Annotated in this window: 21 protein-coding genes and 2 pseudogenes; 4 read left to right on the forward strand and 19 right to left on the reverse strand. The window is 65.8% G+C overall.

Going from position 1 to position 26,212, the window contains the following annotated elements; translation table 11 throughout:
• Window positions 1-89: 89 nt before the first annotated feature.
• From ltrA to QM714_RS08535, 4 genes and pseudogenes are all read right to left on the reverse strand, one after another.
• Complete coding sequence (ltrA, locus tag QM714_RS08520; RefSeq protein WP_415099456.1) at window positions 90-1,562, reverse strand: group II intron reverse transcriptase/maturase; 1,473 nt, start codon at window positions 1,560-1,562, stop codon at window positions 90-92.
• Window positions 1,563-2,122: 560 nt separating this feature from the next.
• Window positions 2,123-2,647, reverse strand: a pseudogene (locus QM714_RS08525) (helix-turn-helix domain-containing protein); the annotation flags it as partial.
• A gap of 148 nt (window positions 2,648-2,795) precedes the next feature.
• Window positions 2,796-4,661, reverse strand: coding sequence for a DUF4209 domain-containing protein (locus tag QM714_RS08530; RefSeq protein ID WP_415099458.1), 1,866 nt, complete (start codon window positions 4,659-4,661; stop codon window positions 2,796-2,798).
• 14 nt (window positions 4,662-4,675) lie between these two features.
• A complete protein-coding gene (locus QM714_RS08535) occupies window positions 4,676-5,305 on the reverse strand; it encodes an ArsR family transcriptional regulator (protein ID WP_415099460.1) in 630 nt (209 codons plus the stop codon).
• Window positions 5,306-5,533: 228 nt separating this feature from the next.
• On the opposite strand from QM714_RS08535, the gene QM714_RS08540 reads away from it, so the two are divergent.
• Window positions 5,534-6,544, forward strand: coding sequence for a Fic family protein (locus QM714_RS08540; RefSeq protein ID WP_415099462.1), 1,011 nt, complete (start codon window positions 5,534-5,536; stop codon window positions 6,542-6,544).
• 134 nt (window positions 6,545-6,678) lie between these two features.
• Here QM714_RS08540 and QM714_RS08545 read toward each other — a convergent pair whose 3' ends face one another.
• From QM714_RS08545 to QM714_RS08565, 5 genes are all read right to left on the reverse strand, one after another.
• Window positions 6,679-8,493, reverse strand: coding sequence for a nucleotidyl transferase AbiEii/AbiGii toxin family protein (locus QM714_RS08545; RefSeq protein ID WP_415099464.1), 1,815 nt, complete (start codon window positions 8,491-8,493; stop codon window positions 6,679-6,681).
• A complete protein-coding gene (locus QM714_RS08550) occupies window positions 8,483-9,052 on the reverse strand; it encodes a type IV toxin-antitoxin system AbiEi family antitoxin domain-containing protein (RefSeq protein WP_415099466.1) in 570 nt (189 codons plus the stop codon). Before QM714_RS08550 ends, QM714_RS08545 begins: the two co-directional genes overlap by 11 nt.
• Window positions 9,053-9,093: 41 nt before the next feature.
• The gene (locus QM714_RS08555; RefSeq protein WP_415099468.1) at window positions 9,094-9,486 is read right to left on the reverse strand and encodes a hypothetical protein; all 393 of its coding nucleotides are present in this window, start codon (window positions 9,484-9,486) and stop codon (window positions 9,094-9,096) included.
• A gap of 69 nt (window positions 9,487-9,555) precedes the next feature.
• Window positions 9,556-10,743, reverse strand: a complete 1,188-nt coding sequence (locus tag QM714_RS08560) for a tyrosine-type recombinase/integrase (RefSeq protein WP_415099470.1) — start codon at window positions 10,741-10,743, stop codon at window positions 9,556-9,558.
• Complete coding sequence (locus QM714_RS08565; RefSeq protein ID WP_415099472.1) at window positions 10,736-10,942, reverse strand: helix-turn-helix transcriptional regulator; 207 nt, start codon at window positions 10,940-10,942, stop codon at window positions 10,736-10,738. The genes QM714_RS08560 and QM714_RS08565 overlap by 8 nt, the downstream gene beginning before the upstream one ends.
• A gap of 480 nt (window positions 10,943-11,422) precedes the next feature.
• On the opposite strand from QM714_RS08565, the gene QM714_RS08570 reads away from it, so the two are divergent.
• On the forward strand, window positions 11,423-12,316 hold the full coding sequence (locus tag QM714_RS08570) for an abortive infection family protein (RefSeq protein WP_415099474.1): 894 nt from the start codon (window positions 11,423-11,425) through the stop codon (window positions 12,314-12,316).
• 460 nt (window positions 12,317-12,776) lie between these two features.
• Here the strand turns inward: QM714_RS08570 and QM714_RS08575 are convergent, their stop codons facing one another.
• The 5 genes from QM714_RS08575 to QM714_RS08595 form a co-directional block, all read right to left on the reverse strand.
• Window positions 12,777-14,390, reverse strand: a complete 1,614-nt coding sequence (locus QM714_RS08575; RefSeq protein ID WP_415099476.1) for a hypothetical protein — start codon at window positions 14,388-14,390, stop codon at window positions 12,777-12,779.
• 400 nt (window positions 14,391-14,790) lie between these two features.
• Window positions 14,791-15,051, reverse strand: a complete 261-nt coding sequence (locus tag QM714_RS08580; protein WP_415099478.1) for a hypothetical protein — start codon at window positions 15,049-15,051, stop codon at window positions 14,791-14,793.
• Window positions 15,051-15,656, reverse strand: a complete 606-nt coding sequence (locus QM714_RS08585) for a tyrosine-type recombinase/integrase (protein WP_415099480.1) — start codon at window positions 15,654-15,656, stop codon at window positions 15,051-15,053. The genes QM714_RS08580 and QM714_RS08585 overlap by 1 nt, the downstream gene beginning before the upstream one ends.
• A complete protein-coding gene (locus tag QM714_RS08590) occupies window positions 15,623-17,245 on the reverse strand; it encodes a hypothetical protein (RefSeq protein ID WP_415099482.1) in 1,623 nt (540 codons plus the stop codon). Before QM714_RS08590 ends, QM714_RS08585 begins: the two co-directional genes overlap by 34 nt.
• Window positions 17,246-17,440: 195 nt before the next feature.
• Window positions 17,441-18,718 carry a tyrosine-type recombinase/integrase gene (locus QM714_RS08595; protein WP_415099484.1) on the reverse strand — a complete coding sequence of 426 codons (1,278 nt, stop codon included), beginning with the start codon at window positions 18,716-18,718 and terminating at the stop codon, window positions 17,441-17,443.
• Window positions 18,719-18,812: 94 nt separating this feature from the next.
• On the opposite strand from QM714_RS08595, the gene QM714_RS08600 reads away from it, so the two are divergent.
• Both QM714_RS08600 and QM714_RS08605 read left to right on the forward strand, forming a co-directional pair.
• Window positions 18,813-19,106, forward strand: a complete 294-nt coding sequence (locus QM714_RS08600) for a hypothetical protein (RefSeq protein WP_415099486.1) — start codon at window positions 18,813-18,815, stop codon at window positions 19,104-19,106.
• A 371-nt stretch (window positions 19,107-19,477) separates the two neighbouring features.
• Window positions 19,478-19,816, forward strand: a pseudogene (locus tag QM714_RS08605) (DUF4192 family protein); the annotation flags it as partial.
• Window positions 19,817-20,436: 620 nt separating this feature from the next.
• Here QM714_RS08605 and QM714_RS08610 read toward each other — a convergent pair.
• The 5 genes from QM714_RS08610 to QM714_RS08630 all read right to left on the reverse strand — a co-directional run bounded on the left by QM714_RS08610 (window position 20,437) and on the right by QM714_RS08630 (window position 26,136).
• Window positions 20,437-21,198, reverse strand: coding sequence for an SDR family oxidoreductase (locus tag QM714_RS08610; RefSeq protein WP_415099488.1), 762 nt, complete (start codon window positions 21,196-21,198; stop codon window positions 20,437-20,439).
• A gap of 15 nt (window positions 21,199-21,213) precedes the next feature.
• Complete coding sequence (locus QM714_RS08615; RefSeq protein WP_415099490.1) at window positions 21,214-22,434, reverse strand: acetyl-CoA C-acetyltransferase; 1,221 nt, start codon at window positions 22,432-22,434, stop codon at window positions 21,214-21,216.
• Window positions 22,435-22,524: 90 nt separating this feature from the next.
• Window positions 22,525-23,328, reverse strand: a complete 804-nt coding sequence (locus tag QM714_RS08620) for an SDR family NAD(P)-dependent oxidoreductase (protein WP_415099492.1) — start codon at window positions 23,326-23,328, stop codon at window positions 22,525-22,527.
• Window positions 23,325-25,319: an AMP-binding protein gene (locus tag QM714_RS08625; RefSeq protein ID WP_415099494.1), complete on the reverse strand. Its 1,995-nt coding sequence runs from the start codon at window positions 25,317-25,319 to the stop codon at window positions 23,325-23,327. The genes QM714_RS08620 and QM714_RS08625 overlap by 4 nt, the downstream gene beginning before the upstream one ends.
• Window positions 25,294-26,136 (reverse strand): 3-keto-5-aminohexanoate cleavage protein, encoded by an 843-nt coding sequence (locus QM714_RS08630; protein WP_415099496.1) that lies wholly within the window; start codon window positions 26,134-26,136, stop codon window positions 25,294-25,296. The genes QM714_RS08625 and QM714_RS08630 overlap by 26 nt, the downstream gene beginning before the upstream one ends.
• Between the last annotated feature and the right edge of the window lie 76 nt (window positions 26,137-26,212).

Raw genomic sequence — 26,212 nt, forward strand, 5'->3', positions numbered from 1 at the left:
GCATTGCTGCCGTTCCGTTTCCCCGGGCCGCCCGCCGAACCCGGCGTGCGATTCTCACCGCACCGGGCTCTCCACGAGGTGGCTGCTGTTCAGGCGGCGTTGCCTGTCGGTGTCCACGGTGTCGGGATGCGGTAGCCGCGGTAGCGGTACCTGACTACGGGGACGCTGGCTGCGCCCTTGAACCTGACACCATCGACGGCGAGCCTCCAGGTCCCGGGCAGGCAGAACCTGCGCCGGAGTTCTGGCCACCCGATGCGGTGCTTCTTCCGTAGCCATGCCGTGATCCGCTCCCACGCGTAGGAGTCGATCCCGGCGAAGATCGCTTTGGACACACCGTGTCGGAAGTAGTTGGCCCACCCCCGTAGCACCCGGCCGAGGTAGTCGATGAGATACCCGGGCTCGCGGTGCAGGGTCGCTCTGTAGGTCATCGCCTTCACCTTGCCCTTGACCGTGGCGATCGCCTTGGCCGAGGGCTTGGTGTACACGAACCACTTGTTGCTGCCCCGCTTCCGCATCCGTCGGATGTGGAAACCGAGGAAGTCGAACCCGTGGTCGATGTGGACCACGCGGGTCTTCTCCGGCGATAGCCGCAACCCCAGTGGGGCGATCACGGCCGCCACCTCCTCACGCAACGACTCGGCATCCTCCCGTTCCCCGGTCACGACGATGACGAAGTCATCGGCGTACCGGATCAGTCGGTAGTTCGCCTCGCCGTGCTTGCGGCGCCGTTGCCGGTGAACCTCGGTGGCCATCTGCTCGCGCCACTTCGTCATGAAGTGCTCATCGAGCGCTGACAACGCAATGTTCGCCAACAACGGGGACAAGATCCCGCCCTGCGGGGTGCCGGTGTGCGTCGCCTCGCGGGTGCCGGTGGTGGTCATCACCCCGGCCTTGAGGAACGCCTTGACCAGCCCCAGCACGCGTTTGTCGCCGATCCTGCGCCGGACGCGGTCCATCAAGGCGACGTGGTCGATCATGTCGAAACACGCCTCGATGTCGGCCTCCAACACCCACTTGTACGACTTGGACGCGAAGTGGTGGATCTCAGCGACCGCGTCATGCGCGCGCCGGTTCGGTCGGAACCCGTAGGAGCACGGCTCGAAGTCCGCCTCGAAGATCGGTTCCAACACCAGTTTCAAGGCGGCCTGCACGACCCGATCAGTCACGGTCGGGATGCCCAGAGCGCGGACCTTGCCGCTGGCCTTGGGGATCATCACCTGCCGCACCTCAACCGGTGTGAAGGTCCGCGCCTTCAACTGCTCGCGGACCTCGCTCAGGAACGCCTCCACCCCATCCCGGTAACGGATCTGGGCCACAGTAGCCCGATCCACCCCGGGCGTCCGCGACCCCTTGTTCTGTGCGACGCGTTCCCACGCCACCATCAAGAACGCCGGGTCACAGACCAGGTTGTACAGATCATCAAACCGGCGGTCGACGTCGTCGACCGCCCAGCAGTGCAGTTTGGTCTGCATCCTCCGTACCGCCCACCACGCGTGGTCTGGCTCGGGCCAGACACCCGCATCGAGGACGGCGCCGATATTCACCGACGCATCTTCAGACATCACAGTCCCTCCTTGCTTCCTCTCGCTGCCGCCCTTCCCCATGTGACCGGCTCTCCCGGCCTCGGAGTACTACGACGGCTCCGCCCCATCTACGCCCTTCAGCAGACGACGTGCCTATCCCGGACCGCCAGGACTGCTGACGGCCGCGGGAACAGATGCAGACGGTTCCCACGTTCACTGTTGTTCGGTCGAGGGGTGAGGTGCCCGGCTTTGCCCCTGCGGCCTCGTCGTGGTTACATCCACGGATTGCTCCGCGGACGCCGTAGGCCCACACCACGACCTACCGGACGCGACACTCCGCACCGTTCCGGTAGTTCCCCGTCGGTCCCAGCGCCTGGCTGGCGCCGTCCCGGACGGGGTACGCACCGCTGACCAGCCCGAATCCACCGGGTTAGAGCTGGGCGACGATCAAGAGGCTTTACGACACCGGTTCCTCGCGTACACCTTCCCCTCTCGCTCACCAGGCACGGCCCCGTCCGGTAGTACCGAACCGCCCTGACTTCACCGCGGCTGCTCCCACCCTCACCGGCGCCTCCCGGTTCAGGCTGCCGCCAGCTTCACCCAGCCACTACGACAACCAGGCGATGAAGGTCTCTCACCTCCATCCGAAACAACAGCGCCTCGTGGCGCACGGAGATCTCATCGACACCGATCTTCCGCAGCCCAGCGAACGCATCGACCGCAGCCGCGGTGTCTGCCCAGAACCTGGTGATGATCGCTCCCACAGTGCGCCACGCGATCCGCATCAACACCGTGATCGCGGTCTTCGACGCCTGGGTGGCCAGCCAGGCGACCTGCTGGTCGAACCCGCGGGTATGACCAGCGTTGTGACGAGCCCACGGCACCGCCGCCACGACCACTCCGTGGACCCCGCACCGGACCCGTGGCGCGTCGGCCTCGAGAAAGACCATCACCTCCCCGAAGTCCAGGCCACGCCACCGCCGGCGTCCCTCACCAGCGTCGTAACGCCCGGATCTGCGGCCACACAATCCGCACCGCGACGCCGCCCTCGACGTCGGCCGGACATAGGCCACCAGCCTGACCGTGCCGACGAGTTCCTCCTCAAACTCCACGCCCTCGACCACCGTCTTCTCGACCCCGAGGAGCCGCCGCCATAGAGTCCGTGATTGCGCGCCGTTCCTTGCTCAGCAGTTCTGATCCTTCGCAAGACCAGAACCTAGGCAGGAACGGCGTGTTCTCACCCAAAGGCGCGCTCAGACACCCACGGAAGGGTCAGGAGAGCCCGATTTCGTCTCTCGGCTCAACTTCCGGGTCGCCTGCAGGGTCCTCGCCGAACTCGAAGGGTGCGAGCGCCATGCGCAGACAAAGCCACCATGCATAGATGCTCGGAGCACCCCACAACACGCCATCAGTGACGAGTCCGTGCGCGAGTTCGTTGCGCAGGTTGGGTCCGACCTGTTCGAGCAACAGGGCGCGCAACTCGAAGCACAGGTTCGGCCCGAGATAGGCAATGGCTTGCTCTATGTCTAGGAGCGCGCCGAGCGCCTTTTCAGTCTCAACTCCGCCGTCACCGATGTAGAGCGTGTGGACGCCTTCGTTCTTCAGACGCAAGCGCACCATCTGTTCGATCTGCGGGATGAGGATCGAGACCGCGGACGGGAAGTCACCGCTGAGGCCGTGCCAGAGACCACGAGCCCAGAGACCGGCGTGTCGCATCGGTACTGTCGAGGATTCACGGCAGATGGTTTCAACGAACGCGAGGTCGAATCGATGCTCGTCGCTGAGCGTTTCGACCGCAGGCACGATGAGTGCCTGCACAATCAGCCCGATGCGGAAAGTGTTGCGGCGCACCAGCTCCTCGAGGACTTCATCGTCCATGGGGGCCATCGTCGCGTCGCCGGTGCGGGCACCAACCTTGCGCGCATCTGAACTCAAGGTCGTGCGGGAGAACAGCCGCATGAGGCTGTCAGCGAGGTACTCACGCACCGCTTCGGTTTGCTCGTCGAGGTCGATCATCGGCGAGACTCCCGTCAACGCGACCAGGGCGGCGAAGCGTTCGCGGCCGGAGACATGTTGGCGGGCTCTCTCCACCCACTCGTAGATGTCGTCCAGTTCTTGGCTACGGATAGGTGTCATCTCTTCGAGCGAGTGCTGGCGCAGTTCACGCAGCCGGGATCGCCTGGTGGCGAGACCCTCCTCGAGTCCATGAGCGTCTCGGTATGTGCGGGGTAGTTCCCTGAGGACTTCAATGGACTGTTCCAACGGTCCACTCGCGGCCATCGCCCCCCTGTCGCCATGCATTCGTTGCTCTGCCTCTGCGGCGTAGGAGTTGGCGATGCGGACCTGACACGTAAGGGCTCCGTCGTCTTCGCCGGCGCGGTGATACCAGGCAGCGGCCTCCCGCAGGAGGGCACGTTCGGGCTGGCTGCCGGCAGGGTTGTCGGCGGCGAGCTCGGAGAGTCGCTTGCCAAGGTCAAGGGACTGAGCCTTGGTGACCTTCCCGGTGGTTCGAAGGACTTGGGAAACCTGCGCGCGAAAGTGTCCCTGTTCGTCACCCGTCGAGATGAACGCGACAAGGCGGGCAGTAAGGGTGTCGAGCACGGCGCCGCCTGGCTTACCTTGGCTGCGGGCCAGCTGCACGACTCGGCGGTAGCTGTCATGGCCAGTGCGTACCCACGTATCCCAGGTGAGTGGGATCGCGAGGTAACCGTCGGTGGCGGCCACTGCGGTAGCCGGATCGCGCGGGACTCGGTAGGTCCACACCACATCTGCGAGCCGGGCTTTGAGGACGGCCTGTTCCACGAAAGGAAGGGCATCGGCGAGCAATTTCAGCTCGTCGTCGTCGAGGTCGCTAGGAACGACTGTTCTCCGTCCGGACCACCGCATTGCAGGGGCGAACGGATCGTCCCGCGAGTCGGGGTTCAGCATCGCGGACGTCACCCGAGCCATCGCCGTCAGTGTGCGGGCGCGCAGAGACTCAATGCCAAACTCGTCGCCGGAGGCCTCTGCCAGGTTCCGCAGAATCTCGTGCAGTAGTTCTGCCGGCTCGAAGTTACGGGCGTCGGCGCTGTCCGTTAGCCTCTGCCCACCATGACGGGTCGACCGCTTCACCGCCGTCGGTCGAGTTGTCATCTTCATGGTCCGAGATCTCGTCATCCTGTTCTTGCACGTTTCGACTCTAGGGCGTCACACGCAGCCGTCCCGTGGAGCGTTGCCAGATCCACCTCGGCGTGGGCCGACGCCCTGATTTGCTTCACGAGCGCATCCTCGGGGTCCACCCATTGCTTCGACGTCCGGACGACTGGGTTGACCTCGATGCCGAGGCGGCTCGACGCCCGGTCGGCCGCCTCGTAGACATCGGCGCGGTCGACCTTGCCGACCACCAGCACGTCGATGTCGTTCGGGGGCGGGCCGGCCTCGCCGGCATGGCGGGCAGCCCAGGACCCGAAGACGACCTTCTTCACGCCGGGGATCGCGAACTCCTCGGCGATGACCACGCGGGGGCCGAAGGTGACCTCCAAGAGCTGGGCGAGCGCCTTCGCCGCTGGGTGGTCGGTGTTGGCGCGGACGAGTCGGTTGCGGCCGAGAGTTCGGCTGGCGATGAGGCCGGCGGCGTCGAGACGAACGACCTCGCGGTGCAGGGTCGACAGTGGCACCCCGAGACGCTCGGCGAGATCGCTCACGCCGTACTCGGCGTCGGGATGGAGGTAGAGCCACATCAGCAGCTCCGCCTGATGCTGCGACCGGAAGATCGGAAGCAGGGCCGGACCATCACTACGCATAACTGGAAAATACATCCCACTTATAGGGATAGTCACTGAGTGTCTGGCCTGCGACCGCGATCCGGTCGACTTCGACTCCTGGGGAGGCCGGCCGTGGCGTGGCTGCACACGGGAGCGACCGCGTCAGCGCCGACGTCTCTTTGATTAGATCTATTGCCTCGACCGCACCTGATCACACTTTGATAAGATCTATTCGCTAGTCATCACACTTATCAATGGAGGTGCGGTGTGGCTCGTGGGCGTCCGTCACGCGCGACGGTCTACGCGCGCCTCGACCATGCGATCACCGAGTTCCACGAGCGGCTCGGCGGCCTGCCCACGCCTGCCCAGGCGGAACTGATCTGGGCGGACATCTGGCACCTGGAGGCCCACCACTCGACCGCGCTCGAAGGCAACACCCTCGTGTTGCGAGAGGTCGAGCAACTCCTCGACCGGGGGCAGGCGGTGGGCGCGAAGCCGCTCAAGGAGTACATGGAGGTCCGCGGGTATGCCGATGCCGCGCAGTGGGTCTACGCCCAGGCCCTCGACCCGGGCGATTGGAAGACTGACGGGTTGATCTCGCTGTCCGAGCTGCGCCACGTCCACGAGCTGGCGATGAGCCCGGTCTGGCAGGTCGAGCCTCACCCGGAGGCGACTCCGAACGAGGCGCCGGGACGGTTCCGTGAGCACGACATCCGCCCCTTCGGGGGTGGTATGACCCCGCCGACGTGGCCGCTGGTGGCTGCGAGGGTCCAGGACTGGATCGACGTCGTGAACTCATCGACCGATGCACTGACCGGTCAGACGGAGGCGCCGCTCCCGGAGACCCTCGCGAGGCTGCATGTGGAGTTCGAGCGGGTCCACCCCTTCATCGACGGCAACGGCCGCGCGGGACGGCTCGTGCTGAACCTGATCTTGGTGCGGCTCGGGTATCCGCCGGTGATCATTCTCAAGCGGCAGCGCGCGGCGTACTTGTCGGCGTTGGATCGCGGTGACAACGGTGACTACGGCCCGTTGGGGGAGATCCTGGCTCGTGCCATGTATGACAATCTCAACCGGTTCATCGTTCCTGCGCTCGCCGAACCCGACCGGCTCGTGCCGTTGGCCGCCTTGGTGGATGAGGAGTTCTCGTTGGCAGCCCTTCGGCAGGCAGCCCAGCGAGGACGCCTCGAGGCCATGCAGACTCCCGACGGCGTCTGGCACGCGACCAAGGAAGCCGTTGAGGAGTACCGGCGCACCAAGCGCCGCCCCCGCACCTGAAGCTCCTCGGGACGGCGGCTTCAGCGAGTCAGCCCGGGACCCGGGTGATGCTCGTCAATGAACACTGTTTTCTCGAATCGACATGTTTCCCATGAGCGGAGACAGCTCATTCCAAGAAACGGGACATGGTCTTGTCATAGGCCGAGGTGCGTGCTGGAGGTGTTGGCCAGGGTCTCGATGGGGCGGATGTAGCAGTTGACCAGGACGGAGAGGTCCTTGTGTCTGGTCTGTGCCGCGATCCGGTCGACCGGGACTCCGGCGAGTGCCGCGGTGGTGGCGTGGCCGGCTCGCAGGGAGTGGGCGGTGAGTCGGGTGGCGTCGATCCCGACGGCCTCGGCGCGGCCGCGGAGAACCCGCAGGACAGCACGACCGTCGAGTGGCTTGTCGCTGATCGTGCTGCCCCACAGTCGGGTGAAGAGGGCGCCGGGTTGCTCTCCGCGCAGGGCGCGCCAGGCGGCGAGGGCGGCGACGGGGTCGGTCTCGGGCCTGGCGCCGCGTGCCACCGCGACGATGGCACCGTGACCCTCTTGGTCTGTCTTCGAGTGCCGGATGGCGAGCAGGAGTCCGGTGGGCTCGTAGGTGATGTCGGCCAACCTCAGGGCGACCAGCTCGGAGCGTCGCAGTGCCGAGGCGTAGCCGAGCAGGATCATGGCGGCGTCACGGACCCCGATGACGGTGGTGCGGTCGATCGCCTCGATGATCTGACGCAGCTCGTCCACGCCCAGTGGGCGGGCCTGCCGACGGGGCGTGACGCCGTAGGTCCGGCGCAGGCCGCGTCTGACCTGGTCCACCACGTCGGTGTCGACCGGGTCCTCGGCCGAGGCGGCGCGGTGGACGTGACGGATGACGGTGCAGGCCATGTCCAAGGTGCGCATGGCGCGTCCGGCTTCGGCGCGCTCGGTGAGGTAGGCCGCCAGCGCGTAGGGGTTGCCGGGCATCGCGGTCAGGGCCCGGTCGGCACACCAGCGTTCCCACTGGCTCCACGCGAGGGCGTAGGTCTTGCGTGTCGAGCTGGCGCGGGCGGCGGTGACCGCCGTCTGGATGCGGTCGACATCGACGCTGGTGAGGCCAGCGGGAAGGTCCGTCAGGTCGGTGAGGAAGGGATCAGGCGTGATCGAGAGAGGCAGGTTCATGGTCGCTTTGTAGCGAGCACGTCGGCCTCTGGAGACACTGGCCCGGGACCTGCGCTTCCATGGCGCAAAATATCGAATCTCGGCCATGGTCGGACTCCCGGTCGACTCGGCGAGGTCGCGGAGCAGGAGGAGGTCGACGACGTCACGCGCGCGGTCGTTGATCGAGTCCGGCGGCTCGTGCGGATCGGAGACTGCGTGGAGCTTCTGCGCGATCTGGAAGCGCATGGCGATCCCGACGAGGGCGTCCGGATCAGGCAGCCCGAAACCGCCAAGCGGCGGCGGCTCGATGGCCTCGTGCTCATCGCTCACGCCGGCCTCGTCGGGTGACACCTCGAACTGGATGCGGCGCCAGGTCACACCTCGGAGTTCAAGGATGATGTCGAAGCGACGCGGCTTGATGATCTTGGTCGGCACGTTGACCACCTCGACCTCGCCCCTGCGCAAGGTGAGCGGACCCCATGGCTCATCGAGCGCTTCATCCAAGGCGAGGATGAACTGATCGAGGTCGCCACGGATCAGACCGTCGACATCCTTGGTCGTCCGGGCCGTGGCCGGCAGCCGATGCTGGAGCAGGGTGCCGCCCTTGAGTAGGAACAGGTGCCGGCCCTTGGCATCGATGGCACGTTGGACCGCGGCGATCGCGACGGAGGACGCGATGAGCCAGCCGAGCCGTCCGCCCTTCGCCTCGTCGCCGAGTTTGCCCTCGGCTTGGGCGATCCAGGTGTTGAGGACCTTGGCGGAGACCGGCTCCTTGGCCTTCGGCTTCAGCGTGCGGAGGAGTGCGGCCAGCCGTGAGCCGAGGTGCTCATCGCTCATGGCGAGCCTCCAACGCTGCCGCGAGCTCGTCGCGCTCAGCCGCCTTCAGGTAGCCCTGCGCGTGTCCGCGCTCGATCGCCTGACGCAGCACGTACGTCGGCGTGCCGAACTCGATGCACTGCGCGATGGCGGTCGCCGGAGTCACGGCCGGGATCTCCTGCCACCAGCCGATCTGCTTCGGGGCCAGGTCCTCGTAGTGCACGACGTAGTCGTCTCCACCGGCCCGGCGGAAGCGGCGCTGCTTGGCCACGGTGAGATGGATGCGGTTGGGGTTCACGTCGCTGATGCCGTACGCGTCCAGCGCCGTCTCGTGCGACAGAGCGGCTTCGGGCACCCTCGCCCACAGAACCGCGAGCATGAGGTTGTCGTGCTCGCCGACCGGATACTGCGGGAACCTGTAGACGCCGTGGGCAGCCCTGCTGAGCGTGCCCCGGTGGACGAGCATCTGGAGTGCGTGCTTGTCGATCCCGATCTCGGTGGCCTGTTGAGCGGTCACGAAGCCATGCTGTGTGTTCGCGATATCCCACAGCTCGTCACGCGCGAGAGCCTTCCCTGCCATGGCAGAAGTATAACGGAAACGTGACACTATTGCCGCGCTCGTCATGAGGTCCCGCTCCCGGCATCGCGCACGGGCTCGAAGTTCATACTCGCTGCGCACTTCGGGCAGAGGGTCTTGTACCAACCGTGCTTTCCGCGGCGCGAGAGTTGCCCAGGCTGACCGCAGCACTCGCAGATCTCGAAGGACTTCGTCTCGGCTTCATGAATCAGGTCGTAGAACCGCTTCGAGGTCTCCGCGTTCACGTCGCCTGCATTCGCGTAGTAACGCAGCCCGCCGAACTTCTCCTTCACCTGGCTGATCGTGTAGTCCGGGGACAGCGCCTTCAGTCTGGTCTCCAGCTCGGCGATCAACGCGCCCCAGCCGTCGTCGCATTCGAACCAGGTGGCCTGCTCAACGTCGCGGGCCTCCTGGCTCTGGCTCGTCTCGTCGTTCATCGTTGCTCCTTCCCATCAGGTCGACCCGCCCTCGACGCTACGGACGAGGTCCGACAACGGCCAACCCGATTACTCGTGATCCGTGCGGGCGAACGCCTGGTCGAGCAGCTCGGCGGTCAGCGGGTTCACCTGCTCGTTGCGGCGGATGTAGTGCTCGATCGTCACCTTGGGATCGGTGTGGCCGAGCAACTCGGAGGCCAAGTTGAGGCTGGCCTGCTCGTTGATCACGGTCGCGACGGTACGGCGGAACATGTGTGGGCTGACGCCTTCGACGCCGGCGTCGCCGAGGACCTTGCGGAGCTGGCGGCGCACATTGGCCGTGGTCAGCGGCGTCCCCTCCCGGCTGCGGAAGACGAGAGCATCCAGCGAATGGTCGGCCATGATCGCCAGCCGACGGCGCAGCGCTTCGGCCGTGAACGACGGCAGCGCGATCACCCGGTTGGAGCGGTCGGTCTTCGGGTGCTCCTGGCGGTAGGTCCCGACGCCGCGCTCGGAGATCACCGTGCCGCAGATCCGCAGCGTGGCTGGTGTCGTCGTCAGGTCCAGGTCACGCCGCCGGATCGCGAGCACCTCCCCGATCCTGGCCGATGTGCCGAGCATGACCTCCACGATCTGGCCCAGCTGCCCGTCAGGGTTTGGGCCCGACGTGCCCCGCGACTGCTCCCACGCCTTGATGACTGCCCGGATCGCGTTGACCTCGGTTGCCGTGAGCGCGGTCGGGGTCCGCTTCGGTTTGTGCAGGCGCGCGACGCCGTCGATTGGGTTGCGGTGGATCACCTCGTGGCGGACTGCGAGACCGAACGCGAGGCGCAGCACGGTCTTGGCGCGCTTGGACCTCGCGTACGACTGCTTGCCGAGCTCCTTGAGCAGGGCGTCGCAGCGGGCGACGCCGATCTCGCGTAGGGCGTAGCCGTGGAAAGCGGGTAGCACGAGCCGGGTCATGTCGCGCTCGTAGTTGAACCGGGTTGCCGGGGCGATCCGGGCCTCCAGGTCGAGGTCCGCCAGCCAGTAGTCGACGAGTGCCGGGAACGGGCTGTCCGGCGTCAGTGTCGTGTCGACCGGCTGGAAGGCGTTGCGCTCGGCTAGGCGCCGCTTCAACTCGACCTCGGCCGCCGGCCGCGACGCCGCGGTTGCCTGCACCAGCCTGGTCTGCCCGTCCCAGTCGCGGAAGCGGGTTCGGGCCTCGACCTTGCCTTTCGAGCGCTGGATGAAGGCGATCTCGCCGTACCCGCCGATGGGGATGCGTGGCCTACTCATGGGAGCCGCCCTCGTGCCGCTCCTCCAGCCACGCGGCGATGTCGCTGGCCGCGAACCGAAGGTGCTTGCCGAGCTTGAAGGCTCGCGGCGCCCGGCCGGACAGCCGCCAGTCGTAGATGGTCTGCACGGGGACACCGAGGTACTCAGCGAGCTCCTCGACCCCGATGAGGGGCTCCAGCCCCAGTTCCGTGGTCTTCATGCCAAGCAGGTGTGCAAGGCGAACCAAGCCGCCCCGAACCGACCGGAGGCAACGCCGCCGCGCCTGCGCGGTCTGAGCGGCACACCTGCTCAATGTGATGGGAAAACGATGGGATCGCATGTCGCCCCCAAAGCGAAAGTCCAGGACAACCATGGGCTGACCTGGACTTTCTTCGTAGCGGGGGCAGGATTTGAACCTGCGACCTCTGGACGAGATCAGGTCTCCTGCGACGACTACGGAGTCGAGACGGTTGCTACGGAGTTCCTCGGTCTCACGAGGAAAGCCTTCGTGCTTCCAGTCTCAGGATACCCGTTAGGTACGGAGTCGCAGCGATCGAATCTGGACCTTTGATGGACATGGGTCGAATCCATCCGAGCGCAGGCCGGCGTGCCCAACCCAGGACCTGCACGCCGTGCGGGAGGGGGTGCCTTCGGCGATGTCACGTACGCCCCCAGGCACACCGGCTGGAACCATAGAGGCGTGGACAGTAGCGAGTTCTTCATCACCGAGACGGACAGCAGCCCGTGGGGAACGAGCGAGACAACCCGGCTTCACACGGAGTTGCTCGATCAACTCGTCGTCGGGCCGTCCTCCACCTGGTCCGACATTGAAGTCGCAAAGGCGTTGGCCGAGCTCACTCACGATGAGTACCAGAAGTACGGCACGAGCGGCAGCGAGCTCGACAACGCCGAGGCACGAAAGCTGCTCACCAGCATGAAGGCCGTCCTGGCGCGCATCGGGATGCGCAACGTTGAGTTCGGGTTCCGAGACTTCGATAGCTTCCGAAGCTACTGGATTCGCAAGGGCGCTTCCGGCGGCGGCGGATGGCAGGCACGTCGCGACCTGCTTGCCGAGCTGTTCAACCCGATCCACGATCGCATCGAAGCTCTCGTTGCCGGAGGGTCCTGGCCGAAGGTTACTGAGGAGGCTCTTTCCACACTGGAAGACCCCGGTGCGATCCGGGACCACCTCGAACGGATCGAACGCAACCTCGACGACGACCCCAGGCTGGCGGTCGGCTCGGCAAAGGAGCTTGTCGAATCCACCGCGAAACTGGTGCTGAAGCGTTCGGGCGTCGATTACGGCAAGAGCGACGACCTGCCCAGCCTCGTGGCCAAAGCGCACACTGCGCTCGGCATCAACGCCAAGCAGGTCGAAGACAGCGCAGAGAACGCGGTAGGCATCCGCACTTTGCTGGGCGCGGTGTCCCGGATCGGCGTGGGGATGGCCGAGTTGCGCAATCAGGTCGGAACCGGGCACGGGCAGGCCGAAGTGCCCACCTGGGTGACGCCGCGCCACGCCCGACTCGCGGTCGGGTCAGCGCATGTGTGGTGCCAGTTCGTTCTGGAGACGTTGGAGCAGCGCTCGTCGTAGACGACCGCCATCCGAGCCTCCGTCGACCGCTCAGCTCGATGCAACTGCGCGGCCGGACCTGCACACCTGCATGGCATGACACTCTCCATCAGTTCGCCCGACGAGTTGGTCGCAGTCATCCCGCACCTGCTTGGCTTCAAGCTTCTCTGGACTACGGGGCGAGGGGCTTTCGGATGGACATCACGTGCCAATGTGAAACCGGCGGGCAAGACCAGAGTTGAGCGACTCAGGAAGAAGCCCCAATAGTCGTTCGTGTTTGAGCCGCGATGGCCGGCGCGTTCCCGATGGTGACGACCCGTGCGTACCCCGATGACGGCCTCCGCGCATTGGTGAAGTGGCTCACCGACAAGTCACGCCCAGGGCGAGGCCCCCTCACACGGGCAACGCTGCTGGGTGGGGGGCGATCCACCGCGCGAAACGTGACGTTGTCTTGGCCTGTCGGCGCCTATGCGGGCGGTTGTCAGGCGGCGTTGGAACGCAACGCGTCCAGGGCGCTGCTGAACCAGGCGTCCCACCGACCGGTGACGCGTCGTGGAAGACGGTTCAGATGCGGAAGGTTGGACACGACGTAGTGTTGCATCGACATGTTCGCCAGGGCCGAACTCGCCTTTCCCTGCAGCAGCTGTGCCAGGTCCGGGCCACCCGCTTCGATGGCACCCTCGGCTATATCGACGTCATCGGCTTCCATGATCTCAAGAGGCGCCACGTCGGCACCCTGTAGTAGGTTCTCCGACTCGAAACGCTGCCGGAGCATCACCATGGTGGCTGGGTTCACCGGGAACGACGAGGCCACAACAAGGACTGGATGGAACTTGCGCCCAACCACGGCAGGACGTCCGGTGACCTTGGTTTCGTCCGCACGGATGTTGACGATCGCGGCGTCCAGCTGGCGGACCTTCTTCACGGCGCCTTCGATGTCTTTCACGATCGCTGTCTGGTCAACGCCCGCAGCCGAATGTGCATTGAGCCCGGTGATCGTGACCTCGACCACGACCCACGCGCCCGGGTATTCGAGCGCGGCATCGCACACCTTGGACTTCTTTCCGTACGCGGCCCGGAGGTCGTCTTCGCTGTAGTAGCGGCTGGTGTCACCGACGATGTTGGAGAACGCCTCCAGCACCCAGGTCTCCATCGCGAGCGTGAACGCGTTCGTCGCCCTGCCAGCGCGGGCGTTCTCTCCGCGGTCGGTGAAGTAGCGGCGAATCTCGAACAGCGGCCACAGCCCGGTGCAACGCTCCACGAGCCAATGTGGTGAGAGCACTGTCAGGTGGTTCGGCCACCGAACGACCGGGTACTCCCGGAACGTGCGACGCGACCATGTGTCTCCGTAGTCCCGTGCCTCGTCGTCGAGCATCTGCCGCATCTGCTCCGGTGTCGCCGCCACCAGGCCGAGGACGGCGTCGATCCGTTCGCGGTCCCAGCCGAGATTGTCGAAGTACGACAGCTCGACCGTGCAGGTGCCGTTCGCTGCCGAGGCCCACAATGCGGAGCAAACGGTGACCATGTCGTCGAGAGGCAGGCCTGTCGCGTCCGCATACTCGGCCGGCAGGTCCACCATCTGTGGATGCTGCGCCAGCTCGATGGGGAGTTCTCTCCAGCAGCGTTGGAATGTCGCGAGTGCGCCACGCAGGTCTTGGTGGCTGTTGTATGCCTGGTTCGCGACCAGCTCCCCGACGAGCTCGCTGGGTTCGTCGATCGTGATGATGTCATTGGGTGGGGGCGTGACGCGGTTGCCGAGGTGTCCAGGAATACCCAGTGTCACGATCACGGCAGGTTTCTCGTCGAACGGTCCGGTGATCGGGCCGGCGGGGACGTTATGGCGCAGCGCCAGCACCATCAGCAGGGTGAGCGCCTGGGGGACGATCAGGGTCCGTTCGGGACGAAGGCCGGGCTGTCGCGGATGCTGGACGTGGTGAAGTGCCGCGGTTCGTGCGGAACCAGCGAGGTGGCTTGTGATGAACGAGATGTCCACATCGAGGTGGGATGCCGACGGGTGCTCGAGCCGGGCGAGCCAGGTCGCAGCGAAGTGCACAGCCTCCTCCATGCTCAGCTTCGCAAGGTTCTCCACCAGCATCTGGCCGGTGATCGGGACGCCGAGGTACTCCTCGGGCGTCAGATAGGTACGCATCTGGTCGAGCGGCCCCACTGACTGCGTCGCGTGCTCGGGAACCAGGAGCCGGCTGGGCAGTTGCACGTAGCGCACACCAAGTTGTTGGACAGTCGTCCCGGGGATGAACCCCTGGCCGCTGGTCACCGCGGTGAGGTATTGGCCTGTGTCGGGCAGGAAGCCATTGACGAGCTGTTGGGCAGTCTCAAGGCGAGCACGTAGGTCGCGCTGTTCGGCCATCCCAACACCTCCCGCCCGTCGTCAAGGTAGAGCATCCGATGCCGGTGAACGGCTCCTCAGGTCCGGCATGTTGAACGCACCTCCATGAGACCACAGTGCGCCGACGTTCAGCCGATTCGTTTCCCGGCTATCGCTCACACCGAGATGCCCTGGATCGGTCTCGTTGGCTTCTACGGGTCGGGGAGACCGAAAGTGCGTCGCCGCCGAGCAGGAAGATGAACCGCTCGATGTCGTTGCGGAGGTCGTCGAGGTTGTAGGCGTCGCTGCCGATGTAGGCGGCCAGGGCGGGGTCGAGCGTCTGGTGGTGGACGGCTATCCAGCCTGAGATGAGTTCGAGCATCCCAACGAGTTCGGCGGCGTCGACCGGGTCGAGGGAGCTCCTCGTCATCAGCGGCCTCCGGGCAGTGTCGGGTAGCCGAGCAGCACGGTGGGGTCGCGGGGTGGAGCGGTGGCCAGGATCTTGTCTTGAGCGGCACGCAGGCTGATCGTGAGCTGTTCGACCTCTCCGGCCCAGCCGCGCTCGTCGGCTTCGGCGATGCGTTGCTGGAGACTGGTTGCGATCGCTTCGAGTCTGTCGAGCTGGGCGGGGTCGACACGCAGGACGGGGCAACGGATGCAGGCGTGCTCGTGCTCGCAGCTCGATCCGTAGGGCCGGGCACACGAGCCGAGCTCGACGCGGCGTAGCGCGAAGTGCTCCTCGAACTCGTCCCACTCTTCGGGGGTGGGCTCGCGGTACTCCTCGACCGGGCGGGTTGATCGGCGACGGTCGATAAAGGAGCGGTAGGTGCGGATGAGGTCGTCTTGGAAGACGGCGGTGTAGGGCTGGGTGCTGTTGAGGTGGCGGTGGCCGAGGATCCGCGAGGCGATGTGCAGCGGCAGTCCGTCTTGGACGGCGGTGGTGGTGAAGACGCGTCGGAAGTCGTGCGGTGCCAGCCACACAGGGTTGCCCGCGCTGTCGGTCAAGCCCATCCGCTCGGCCGTGGCGCGCAGCATCTCGCGGACGGTGGTGGGGCTGATGGCGGTCGGCCCGGAGCCGTAGTCGCGCTGGAACGGTGCGGCAGCCGTGGCCTGGTGGTGGCCTCGTAGTGGTCGTAGCGCGCCACCAGCGGAACGGCTCCGCTGTAGCGGTTGCGCAGTCTGCTGATGACCTCAGCCAAGACCCGGGCAAGGTCGGGAGTGACCAGCAGGAGTCGCTCCTCGTTCGTCTTCGACGGCACGATCTGCAACAGCGGGACGAGCTCGCCGGTGGTGGACAGCCGGTGGGACACCAGTGCCAGGTGGGTGAGCTCGAGGAGCTCCTCCACACGCACGCCGCTGTGGCGCAGGGTCTCCACGATCGCCCAGATCCAGAACGCGTCCTCCTCGATCCGGCCGACGCTGGAACGGTCTCCTGTCTCGACGCAGATCACGTCGTAGGCCAGTTCGGGAGGAAGGCCGCGGCCGGCACGGACCCGGGTGCTGGTCCGCTGATAGGTGCGCCCCTTGAAGCCGAAGGTGGCCTCGAGGGGTGTCTGCTTGGCCAGGGCCAGCATCGCCTCGGCGTCGCGGCGGTCTTGCTCGAGCTGGGCGAGCATCCGCGGGACCAGCGGCACCCGCTCGCGGATGCGTTGGTGGATGCGTGCCTGGTGGGCCAGCTTCCGCTTCTTGTTGCCGGCCACGTCCGCGCGCGTGACCGGCGGGGCCACGACCCAGGGCGCGAGCGTGGCGTCGTAGAGCGCCCAGTCGCGTAGGTCGAGGTAGAGGGACCGCACGGTGAGCAGCACGTCGAGGAAGTCGGCTCGTGGCCTCCTCGATCCGTCGGGGGCGACGATGACGGCCAGGCGCTCCTTCCAGGCGGTCACCATCGTCTTGGGCAGGGCCAGGGTGTCGGTGCCGGCGAGTTCGGGATGGTGGCGCTCCAGGTCGGCCCAGAAGTTGCCGGCCAGCATCCGCGCGAGTGACTTGATGGTGGTGTAGTCGACGTTGGTCTTGCGTTCGCTCAGGTAGCGCACCAGCAGGTCACGCACCGGCCCAGGCGCGACCCCGTAGCGGTCGACCAGCTCGGCCGGGGTGCGTTGACCCACCCGCAGCGCGGCACGCAGGGAGGAGTCCTTGGGAAAGATCCCGGCCCCGGCCAGCATGGTCCACGTCCACCCCAGTCCCTGGGCCGGGACGCCGTGCTTCTCCCGGTAGTGGGCCCGCAGCTCGAAGATGTCCTCCGCAGCCACGTCAGGGAGGTCCTTGCCGGTGTGGAGCATGATCCGGGCCAGCACCGCCCATGCGTCGCGCCGCGTGCGCTGGCTGATCTGGTGCTGATCGGCGAAGGCCTCAATCCGGGCGATGAGCGCGGCGTCTTGCTGGTCGAGGATCTGCTGGTAGCCCTTGGTCTTCCAGGTCACGAAGAACTCGTGGCCAGGCAAGATCACCCGCGCCACGATCAAGGTGCGCATCCCTTCGACGGCGATCTGGCGCACCGTCGTCGGGTCGCGGTGGTCCTTGCCGCAACGCTCTGGCAGCCAGCTCAGCGGGTTCACATCGGCGCCGGATGCGACCCAGCGGTCGCGCCAGCCGGCCCCGGGGAAGGTGAGCAGCCAGTCGAGCACCCATCCGGCTCCTTCCAGCAGCCTGTTGCTCCCGTTCACGGTCGCCGGCCAGTCCGGGAAGCTTGGTCACCAGCCGCAGCACCTCGTCCGTCGCGGCGGTGTCGTGTGGCCCGGCGAAGACCTGGTCCACCAGCTCGGGATGCTCGCGATAGTAGGGTCCGGCGACCTTGATCTGCTCGCTGGTCAACACGCTCTTCACGACAGCACCCCATCCCCGGGCCCGGCGTCACCGAGCACGCCGTCCCCGAACAGCACTGCCAGGTCGGCGGTCCGGTAGCCGCGGTCGACCGGCTCGGGCTCTGGTCTGGGCTCGGCCAGACGGGCCAGATGCTCAGCAACCCGCTCCACGGTGTGGCGCTCGTCCTCGACGAGATAGATCTCCGCAGTTGTCTCCAGGTGCGCGTGGCCCAGGATCGTCTGGACATCGCGCAGCGAGACGTGCTCATCAGCGGCCATCCGCAGCGCGCAGGTGTGGCGCAGGTCGTGCATGGACCAGTTGGTGCCTAGCTTCGCGTTCGCGCGGCGCAGCACCGCCCGCAGCGCCTCATAGGTCAGCGGGCGCCGGGCCAGCTTCCCGTCGGCGCCGCGTCGCCGGCGCAGCGTCACCCACAACGGGTCAGCCGGACCCACGCCACCAGCCCCGTCGCCGATCTCGGCCAGGTAGAGCCGTAGCCACACGAACGCGTCGTTGCTGCCGGGCAGCCACTGCTCGGCCCGGCTGCCCTTGCGGATCACCCGGACCTGCTGGTTGCCCCAGTCCACGTCGCTGCCGCGCAGGCCGAGGACCTCCGCCGCGCGGGCGCCGTTGCTGATCGTCAGGGCTAGCAGCGCGCGGTCCCGGTTCGAGCCCATCGCGTCGAACAGATCCGCCCAAGCTTGCTCCGGCAGCGCCCGCGGCCGCCGGCGCGGGACCTTCGGGTTGTGCCGCACCCGGCCCTCGGGACGGAACCGCTCCATCGGGTTGTGATGCGCGTTCGGACGGCCCCGGCCGCGGTGGTCACGCGCTACTGGGTTCACCAGCGGTCCCGGACCCTGCTCGGCCCAGAACTCGTAGAACGAGGAGACCACCGCGTTGCTGTGCCGGATCGTGCGTGCCGCGTAGTGGTCGTCCAGATAGCGCTTCCCGGTCACCTGGTTCACCGTGCCGGCCGTCGCCGCCGAGGCCGTCCTCACCGCACGCCGCTGCTTGGGATGCAGTTGCAGCCACAACGTCAGGTCGCGCACCTCAGCCGCGCTCGCCCGGTCCCAGGACACCTCGACAGCGGTGAGCCAGCGCCACCAGCGAAGCAGCCCGTAGGCATACGACCTGACGCTGCTCGGGCTGTTGCCACGGGCTGCGAAGTCCCTCAGGAACTCCGCGACCGGCGTGACAGGATCGCCGGCCTCGTCGTAGACCAGCCACGCGACCCCAGATGCGCCAGGGCCGACACGCCCCCAGCGGGCCACCTCCAGATGCTCAAGATCACGCGACAAGCCCAGACTCCCAACGACGACTGCTCATGGGCGCCTACATCTACCAACCACCCTCCCGCTGGTAGTCCGGTCAACATGGCTCGAGGAGTCCAGCGTGTTCCTGCCGATGGGTTCCGACCTTCCCGTGGCGCGCGTCGACCTGCCGACCACTACCCGCGACCGCGAGCTGGTGTGGCGATCCATCCGCGACGCCTACGGCCGCTACTCCCAACCCGGCTCCAGCCTCGCCATCGTCTGCCTGACCGCGGACCGCGAGATGGCCACCGACGTCAGCCACGAGTTCGCCGAACGGGTTCGACTCCATCGGCATCGACACCCGCGTCCTGCTGTGGGCCGACGACACCCGATGGGCCGACCTCGACGCCGGCGACATGGGCCTCCAGACTGACGCAGCCCGAGACCGAATCGCCGTTGCGACCGTCCTGACCGGTCGGCCCCAGCCGGCCGCCACCCGTGACTCGCTCGCGACCTCCTTCGTCGGCGACCGCGAGTCCGTCGCTCGGCTCCTTCCCGAGACTCGCGATGCGGCACGCGAGAACACCGCGAAGCTGGAGGGACGGTGGGCGCTGAGCCGGATGCAGCGGTTCCACCGCGACGGCGTACGCCTCTCCGACGCCGACGCAGCGGGACTGCTCGTCGCTGTTGAGTCGATCCCGACCCGAGACCGGCTCTGGCTCGACGTGAACCGCAGCAACGCCTCCACTAACGTCGCACTTTGGACGGACTCAACGGGCGCCCGATTAGGTCAGAGCCGCTCCTGCGTCACTGCTCGCCTTCGCGAGTTGGCTGAGCGGACACGGATCTTTGGCGTGGTGTGCACTCGACCAGGTGCCCAAGGACAAGCCATACGCCCTAGCCAACCTCGTGGCCGCCGCTGTACAGAGCGGGATGCACCCGCGCGAGTGGGAGGCATCGAAGACCCTGTCGAGCAGCCGGGACGTAGGGACGTTCGCCCCTACCGTACAACCATCCAACAGGGTGCCTTCCGGCCAGTGCCTGGAATGTGATGGGGCGGGCAATGGACCTCTCGTACCGACGTCGCTCATCGACGAGCCCGATCGAAGCCGTTCTGAAGGTGCCACCTCGCGGACAAAATAAAACGCCATTCACCGTGATGACCTCGTGCGTGGCCACGGAGGAGTCGAAGTGATTTCCGCCAGACCGACCCACGACATCGATCAGAGTCAGGACTCTCCGGTGGAGCGAACCGCTCCTGCGGCCCGTGGCAACGGGAAGCTTCGGCGGCTTCATCTGGCTGACATTGCGCCGTTTGGTAAGGCGCTGGCCTACTGGCGACAACTGAAGACTGCGCGCGTTTTAACGCACCACAGCAGGGCTCACATCCTCTTTCGACGGGAAGCTTCGCCTGTCCTTGATGCGCGTCGCGACAATAGCCTCGCAGCGTGTACAGCGATGATCCTCGACCGACTGGAATGGTCGATCCCAGAAGCTTGAACCAGGTGACGGTCGACAGACCGCACATCGTCATCAGGGTCCCGGCCTCTTTGGCGTGCACCTCTGAGATGGGCTCACGAATCATCTCCCCCGCCACGATTCGGGTCATCGAAAATTGAGACGTGGACTAGAAGTGAGTCCACGCGCGAGATGTCGGAGACGTTGCCACTGTCGTCACCGCCTTCGACGGCGACCATCGAGCAAACTCCGCACCATCCCGAGTGCCGGCCGCAGCGGGGTCTCGGGCGCGCTTGGTTGCAGAGTCACATCGAGATCCCGCCATCGACGGGCAGCACGGCGCCAGTGATGTAGGAGGCTTCTGCCGAAGCCAGGAACGCAACCGCTGCTGCCATCTCACTGGCCAGTGCGAATCGTCTAGCCGGAATCTGGGCAAGCAACTCCTCGCGACGCTCCTTCGGTATCGCGGCAATCATCCTCGTCTCAGCGTTCGGAGAGATCGCATTCACCGTGACGCCGAAGCCAGCCAATTCCTTGGCCGCCGTCTTCGTGAATCCGATGATGCCCGCCTTCGCCATCGCGTAGTTCGACTGGCCCCAATTGCCATGGAGACCCGTGTATGACGTCACGTTGATGACTCGACCAAAGCCCTGCTCCCGGAACTGAGTCACGGCGGCACGAGTCATCCTGAAAGTCCCGCCTGCATGTACAGCCAACACCTGGTCGAAGTCCTCATCGGACAGCTTCCACAGGACCCTGTCGCGAAGAACGCCCGCATTGTTGACCAAGATGTCGAGACGTCCACTCATCTCAACGGCCGCCTCGATCACCCGCTTGGCGTCGTCGGTCTTGCTCACATCCGCGGTGATGGCGTTGCATGCGAGGTCTGAGGCAGCCTGGTCCAGTGCCGCCTCGTCGAGGTCGACAAGGAGCACGGCGGCCCCAGAGTCCATGAACAGTCGCGCGATCTCCAGTCCAATTCCTTGCGCAGCGCCAGTGACGACAGCGGTGCGCCCGACGAAGTCAAACGCGATGTTCGACGAGTCGTAGTTCTCGATCACGGTCACGATGTCTGGCCGCCCTCAGCTAAGACGCTCGAGGATCATCGCCATGCCCTGCCCGCCACCGACACACATCGTCTCAAGGCCAAGTTCCTTGTCGTGGAAGCTCAAGGAGTTGATCAGTGTGGCCGTGATCCGCGCGCCCGTCATGCCAAACGGGTGACCGATGGCGATTGCTCCGCCATTGACGTTGAGCTTGTCGATCGGGATGTTCAACTCACGGGCCGAGCCGATCACCTGGACGGCGAACGCCTCGTTGATCTCCACCAGGTCGATGTCGCCCATCGTGAGACCCGCCCGAGCAAGCGCCGTCCGCGAAGCGTCGATCGGACCGAGGCCCATGATCTCGGGCGAGAGCCCTGAGACCGCAGTCGAGACGACACGCGCCAGCGGCGTAAGGCCAAGCTCTCTTGCGCGCTGGTCACTCATGATGACGAGCGCTGCAGCACCGTCGTTGAGCGGACAGGCGTTGCCAGCAGTAACGGTGCCGTCTGGTCGAAATACCGGCCGAAGACTGGCGACACCCTCCAGCGTGGTGCCTACTCGAGGACCGTCATCCGAGCCGATGGTCCGCCCGTCAGGGGTGCAAACCGGAGTGATTTCGCGTGCCCAGAACCCGTTCGCCATGCTGAGCTCAGCCAAGTTCTGGCTACGGACCGCGAACTCGTCCTGTTCGAGTCGCGTGATACCCATCAGTTGGGCAACGTTCTCTGCCGTTTGACCCATCTCGAGATAGATATCGGGGAGCTCATCAACCGAGCGGGGATCGGTCCACGCGGCCGCTCCTTCCCCTGCACGCACTCGGCTCCGGGCGACAGCCTCATCAACTCGAGGATTGGCCGTGCCGGGCATGCCGTCCGCCATACCCGATCCGAACCTACTCACCGTTTCAACGCCGGCAGAGATGAAGACCTCCCCTTCGCCTGCGCGGATCGCGTGGGTCGCCATACGTGTCGTCTGCAAGCTTGACGAGCAGTACCTGTTGACGGTGGTTCCGGGAAGTGAGTCAAACCCGGCGAGCACGGCGACGGCCCGCGCCAGGTTGTATCCGGCTTCTCCGGCTGGTTGGGCGCATCCGAGGATCAGATCCTCGACCTCCACCGGGTCAAGCTCGGGGACCTGGCGAAGTGCGGCCAGGACCATCTCAACGGCTAGGTCGTCTGGACGCATGTCGACCAGGGAGCCCTTTACCGCACGGCCAATCGGCGACCGTACTGCTGACACGATCACGGCCTCAGGCATCGACCACTCCGAGCGCGATAGTCCGAGTCGCGCGGGGCACCGCGCGGCGTGCTTGGTTCGGATGCGACATCAACACTTTTGATTCACCTATCAGTTTGTAAGGACGCCGCCGTCTACGGGGAGGACGACGCCTGAGATGTAGGAACTTGCGGGCGTGGAGAGGAAGCAGACCGCAGAAACAAGCTCGGCGATCGAGCCCAGGCGACCTGCCAAGACCCGCTGGTCGACGATGCCTCGCAGCATGTCGTCGGACATTTCGGCCGTCATTTCCGTGCCGAACCAACCGGGCGCGACTGCGTTCACGCGGATTCCCTTGCGGCCGGTCCACTGGTGGGCCAGGTCGCGCGTAAGGCCCAGAACGCCGGCCTTGCTAGACGCGTATGCCGCTTGGGGAAGGACGGCCGAGGTGAGCGCAAGCACGCTCGAAATGTTGACGATCGCGGATCCTGGCGCCATGACGCGACCGACTGCTTGGCACATCCAGTAGGTGCCGTGCAGGTTGGTCTCGACAATCACGCGAAAATGGTCGGAGGACTCTCGAGTCGCGGGCGCCGCTCCGGAGCGGCCAGCGTTGTTCACCAGGACGTCAACACTGCCGAATGAGTCGAGCGTCTGCTCCACGACTGTGTGGGCGTGGTCTTCTCGCGAGACGTCAGCGACCACGTAGCGACCCATGGCCCCAACAGCCGAGATCTCCTCAACCGTGCGCACAAGCTGCGGCTCTCTGCGACCGGTCACGCACACGTTGGCCCCAAGTTTCGCCAGACCTAGAGCAATCCCGACGCCCAAGCCCGACGAGCCTCCAGTAACCACGGCCGTCTTGCCGGTTAGGTCAAGAAGGTCTCGTGGGTCCTGGATATCGTCAGCTCGAGGAGCGCCGAAGGTGTCAGTCACTCTGTGGGCCTCGAGACCTCTGCGGACAGTGCAGCAACGATGCCGATCCTTGCGTCCGGGTTCTGGAGCGTTGACAGGTCGCCGCCCGAGCCGCCAACGCACCAGTCGCGCACCGCCCGGCGGACGATCTTTCCCGAGGCTGTAACTGGCAACTCGGGTACGACACGAACAACGGCTGGCTTGATCGCCTTACCGAGGCCGGCAGCGATCCTCGATGACACCAGCGCTTCGAGGTCGTCGTTCGACTGGTCCGTCTCGTGTCGAGTGATCACCACTACGAGAGCCTCCCCCTTTATTGGATCCGGGAGGCCCACGGCCGCCGACGCTTTGACACCGCGAACGGACATCGCGATTGCCTCGACCTCGCTTGGGCCGACGCGCTTGCCCGAAAGCTTCATGACGTCGTCGGAGCGCCCGACGATCTCCCAGCTTCCGTCCGCGTGTTCGATTGCCCTGTCACCGTTTCGCCACATGCCAGGGAAGGTCGACCAGTACGTCGATTCGAACCGGTTGTCGTTGCCCCACAGACCGCGGGTCATCGAAGGCCACGGTTGCCTGACGACCAGCTCGCCAACCTCATCAACGAGGCGATGGCCGTCATCTCCAAGGACCGCAGCGTCAATTCCGAGATTTGGCCCGGCGAAGCGTCCGCCGGCCACAGGGCTCGCCGGCGACCCGGCAAGGATTCCGCACCCGACCTCCGTCCCACCGCTGTAGTTGATCAGTGGGACTGCTCCGGATCGCACATGATCGCGGACCCACTCCCAAGACGATGTCGTTAGAACCTCGCCGGTTGTCGCCATGAGTCGGAGGCTCGCGTCCTTTGAAAGCGATGGTGCGACCCCGAGATCGGCCTGGCTTCGAAGGAAGCTCGGAGATACGCCAAGCTGACTAATCTGCTCAGCCTCGACGAGGCGCCACATCCGGTCCGGCGAGGGGAAGGATGGCAGTCCATCGACGAGCACAGTCGTCGCCCCGAGCGTCATGGGAGCCATCACGAGGAAGGGGCCCATGATCCAGCCCATGTCGGTGACCCAGCAGACTCGGTCAGCCGGCCCGACATCAAAGAGCAATGCCATGTCAATGGCGCCCCGGTAGGGCAAGCCGCCATGCGTATGAATGGCGCCCTTGGGGCGACCGCTCGTGCCAGACGTGAACGCAATGAGGAGCGGATGGTCTGGGTCGAACAACGGTGGTTGACTGCCTGGACCCCGGTCACCAGCGAGTACTTGGAGTTCGTCCCAACCCACCCTGTTCTGTCCGGTCGCGAGCTCCGGTTGTGAACCTGAGACGTCGCCGATCACAACCACCGTGCGAAGGTGCACGGCCCGTCGCGCGGCCTGGGCGGCAGTTGAGTACATCGGGATGCGCCGCCCGCCGCGCATAGCGCCGCCAGCGCAGATCATCACCTTGGCGCGGGAGAGGTTGAGGCGCTCCTCGATTGCCTGCGCACCGTAGCCCGAGAAGCACGGCACCGCGACGGCGCCCATCCGCGCAATCGCGAGGAGGCCGACGGCGGCCTCTTCAATCATGGGAGCGAAGAGCGCGACGCGGTCTCCAGGCTCAACCCCGATTGCTTCCAGACCGGCCGCCGTTCGCGCGACCTTGGCGGCCAGCTGCCGGAAACTCAATCTGCTCGCGGACCCATCCTCGCTCGAACAGATCAAGGCGGGGTCGTCCGCGCGGTCCGTCGCGAGCCATCGATCAACCGCGAGCCAAGTGGCGTTGGTCTTTCCGCCCGTGAACCATCGTGCTGCCGACGGACCAGAGCTGAGGTCAACGACTTGCTCAAACGGCACCGGCCACTCGAGATCGAGGTGCTCCAGGATCTTTGGGTAGAACCACTCGTGATCCATGCTTCGGTCGACGAGCGTCCCGTAGTCAGATACACCGGCAGCGCGCATGAATCGATAGACCTGAAGCGCATCCGTACCGTCCGCGATGGCTGCGCGGACTTCGTGAGAGTTATTCACGCTCCGGGCCTTCCGCATTGCTCGGTCCCTGAAGACCCAGAAGCCACCGCGCCTCGGTAGTCGTTGCAACCCGGCGCCCAGCGCTTCGCGCGAGACCCACTACCTGCGATACGAGGTCGATGTTGTCGGGACCGCCGGAGCTGACCAGATTGTCCTCCATCCCGACCCTGATGCCGCTCGCGCTGACCAGCCCGAAGAGCCAAGCTTCGGTCGGATCCGCGCCGACTCCGCTCACCGACACGTGAGAGTTAGCCGGAAGCTCCTGGAGGCATGCGAGGAGAGCGAGTGTGCTGCTCGGCATTCCACCCTCGGTCCCAGCGATGATCTCGAAGAGCGGAGACTCTTGCGCCAACTCGCCGCGGAGTAGGCGTGCTGCGGCGGTCGCGTGTCCGAGGTCCATGATCTCGAACGAGGGCACGATGCCCAGCCTGCGGATCTCGCGATACAACTCGCCATAGAACTCCCGGGTGTTGATGAATACGCCATCCGCCAGGTTCACCGATCCGCACGAGATTGTCGCGACCTCGGGTCGGATCTCCAGCACCTGCAAGCGTTCTGCCTGCAGGTGCTGGAGATTTCCACCTGTGGACAACTCAAAGATCAGGTTCGAGCTGTCACGAACCGCAGCCATGAACTCCTCGGCGCGGGCTGGGTTGAGCGTGGAGCCGCCATGGACGTCGCGCACGTGCACATGGATGACGGAGGCGCCAGCCTTTTCAGCCTTCGCCGCGACATCTGCGACTTCTTCAGGGGTGAGGGGTATCCCCGAGTGGCTATCCTTGGTGTGTTTCCCACCAGTTGGAGCCACCGTGACGATCAACGGCTCAATTGGCACGCTGCTTCTCCTACTTGAGAGCGGACTGTTGGGTTGCAGTGCGAGTCGGTCTGGACACCGCCTCGCTTGGGAGCAG

This window comes from Nocardioides sp., assembly GCF_047602075.1.
Lineage (GTDB): Bacteria > Actinomycetota > Actinomycetes > Propionibacteriales > Nocardioidaceae > Nocardioides.

What these genes read in the sequence shown, in the direction of transcription:
- ltrA (WP_415099456.1), bottom strand. Translation starts at nt 1,562, where the DNA reads ATGTCTGAAGATGCGTCGGTGAATATCGGCGCCGTCCTCGATGCGGGT.
- QM714_RS08530 (WP_415099458.1), bottom strand. Translation starts at nt 4,661, where the DNA reads ATGAAGATGACAACTCGACCGACGGCGGTGAAGCGGTCGACCCGTCAT.
- QM714_RS08535 (WP_415099460.1), bottom strand. Translation starts at nt 5,305, where the DNA reads ATGCGTAGTGATGGTCCGGCCCTGCTTCCGATCTTCCGGTCGCAGCAT.
- QM714_RS08545 (WP_415099464.1), bottom strand. Translation starts at nt 8,493, where the DNA reads ATGAGCGATGAGCACCTCGGCTCACGGCTGGCCGCACTCCTCCGCACG.
- QM714_RS08550 (WP_415099466.1), bottom strand. Translation starts at nt 9,052, where the DNA reads ATGGCAGGGAAGGCTCTCGCGCGTGACGAGCTGTGGGATATCGCGAAC.
- QM714_RS08555 (WP_415099468.1), bottom strand. Translation starts at nt 9,486, where the DNA reads ATGAACGACGAGACGAGCCAGAGCCAGGAGGCCCGCGACGTTGAGCAG.
- QM714_RS08560 (WP_415099470.1), bottom strand. Translation starts at nt 10,743, where the DNA reads ATGAGTAGGCCACGCATCCCCATCGGCGGGTACGGCGAGATCGCCTTC.
- QM714_RS08565 (WP_415099472.1), bottom strand. Translation starts at nt 10,942, where the DNA reads ATGAAGACCACGGAACTGGGGCTGGAGCCCCTCATCGGGGTCGAGGAG.
- QM714_RS08575 (WP_415099476.1), bottom strand. Translation starts at nt 14,390, where the DNA reads ATGCTGGTGGAGAACCTTGCGAAGCTGAGCATGGAGGAGGCTGTGCAC.
- QM714_RS08580 (WP_415099478.1), bottom strand. Translation starts at nt 15,051, where the DNA reads ATGACGAGGAGCTCCCTCGACCCGGTCGACGCCGCCGAACTCGTTGGG.
- QM714_RS08585 (WP_415099480.1), bottom strand. Translation starts at nt 15,656, where the DNA reads ATGCTGCGCGCCACGGCCGAGCGGATGGGCTTGACCGACAGCGCGGGC.
- QM714_RS08615 (WP_415099490.1), bottom strand. Translation starts at nt 22,434, where the DNA reads ATGCCTGAGGCCGTGATCGTGTCAGCAGTACGGTCGCCGATTGGCCGT.
- QM714_RS08625 (WP_415099494.1), bottom strand. Translation starts at nt 25,319, where the DNA reads ATGCGGAAGGCCCGGAGCGTGAATAACTCTCACGAAGTCCGCGCAGCC.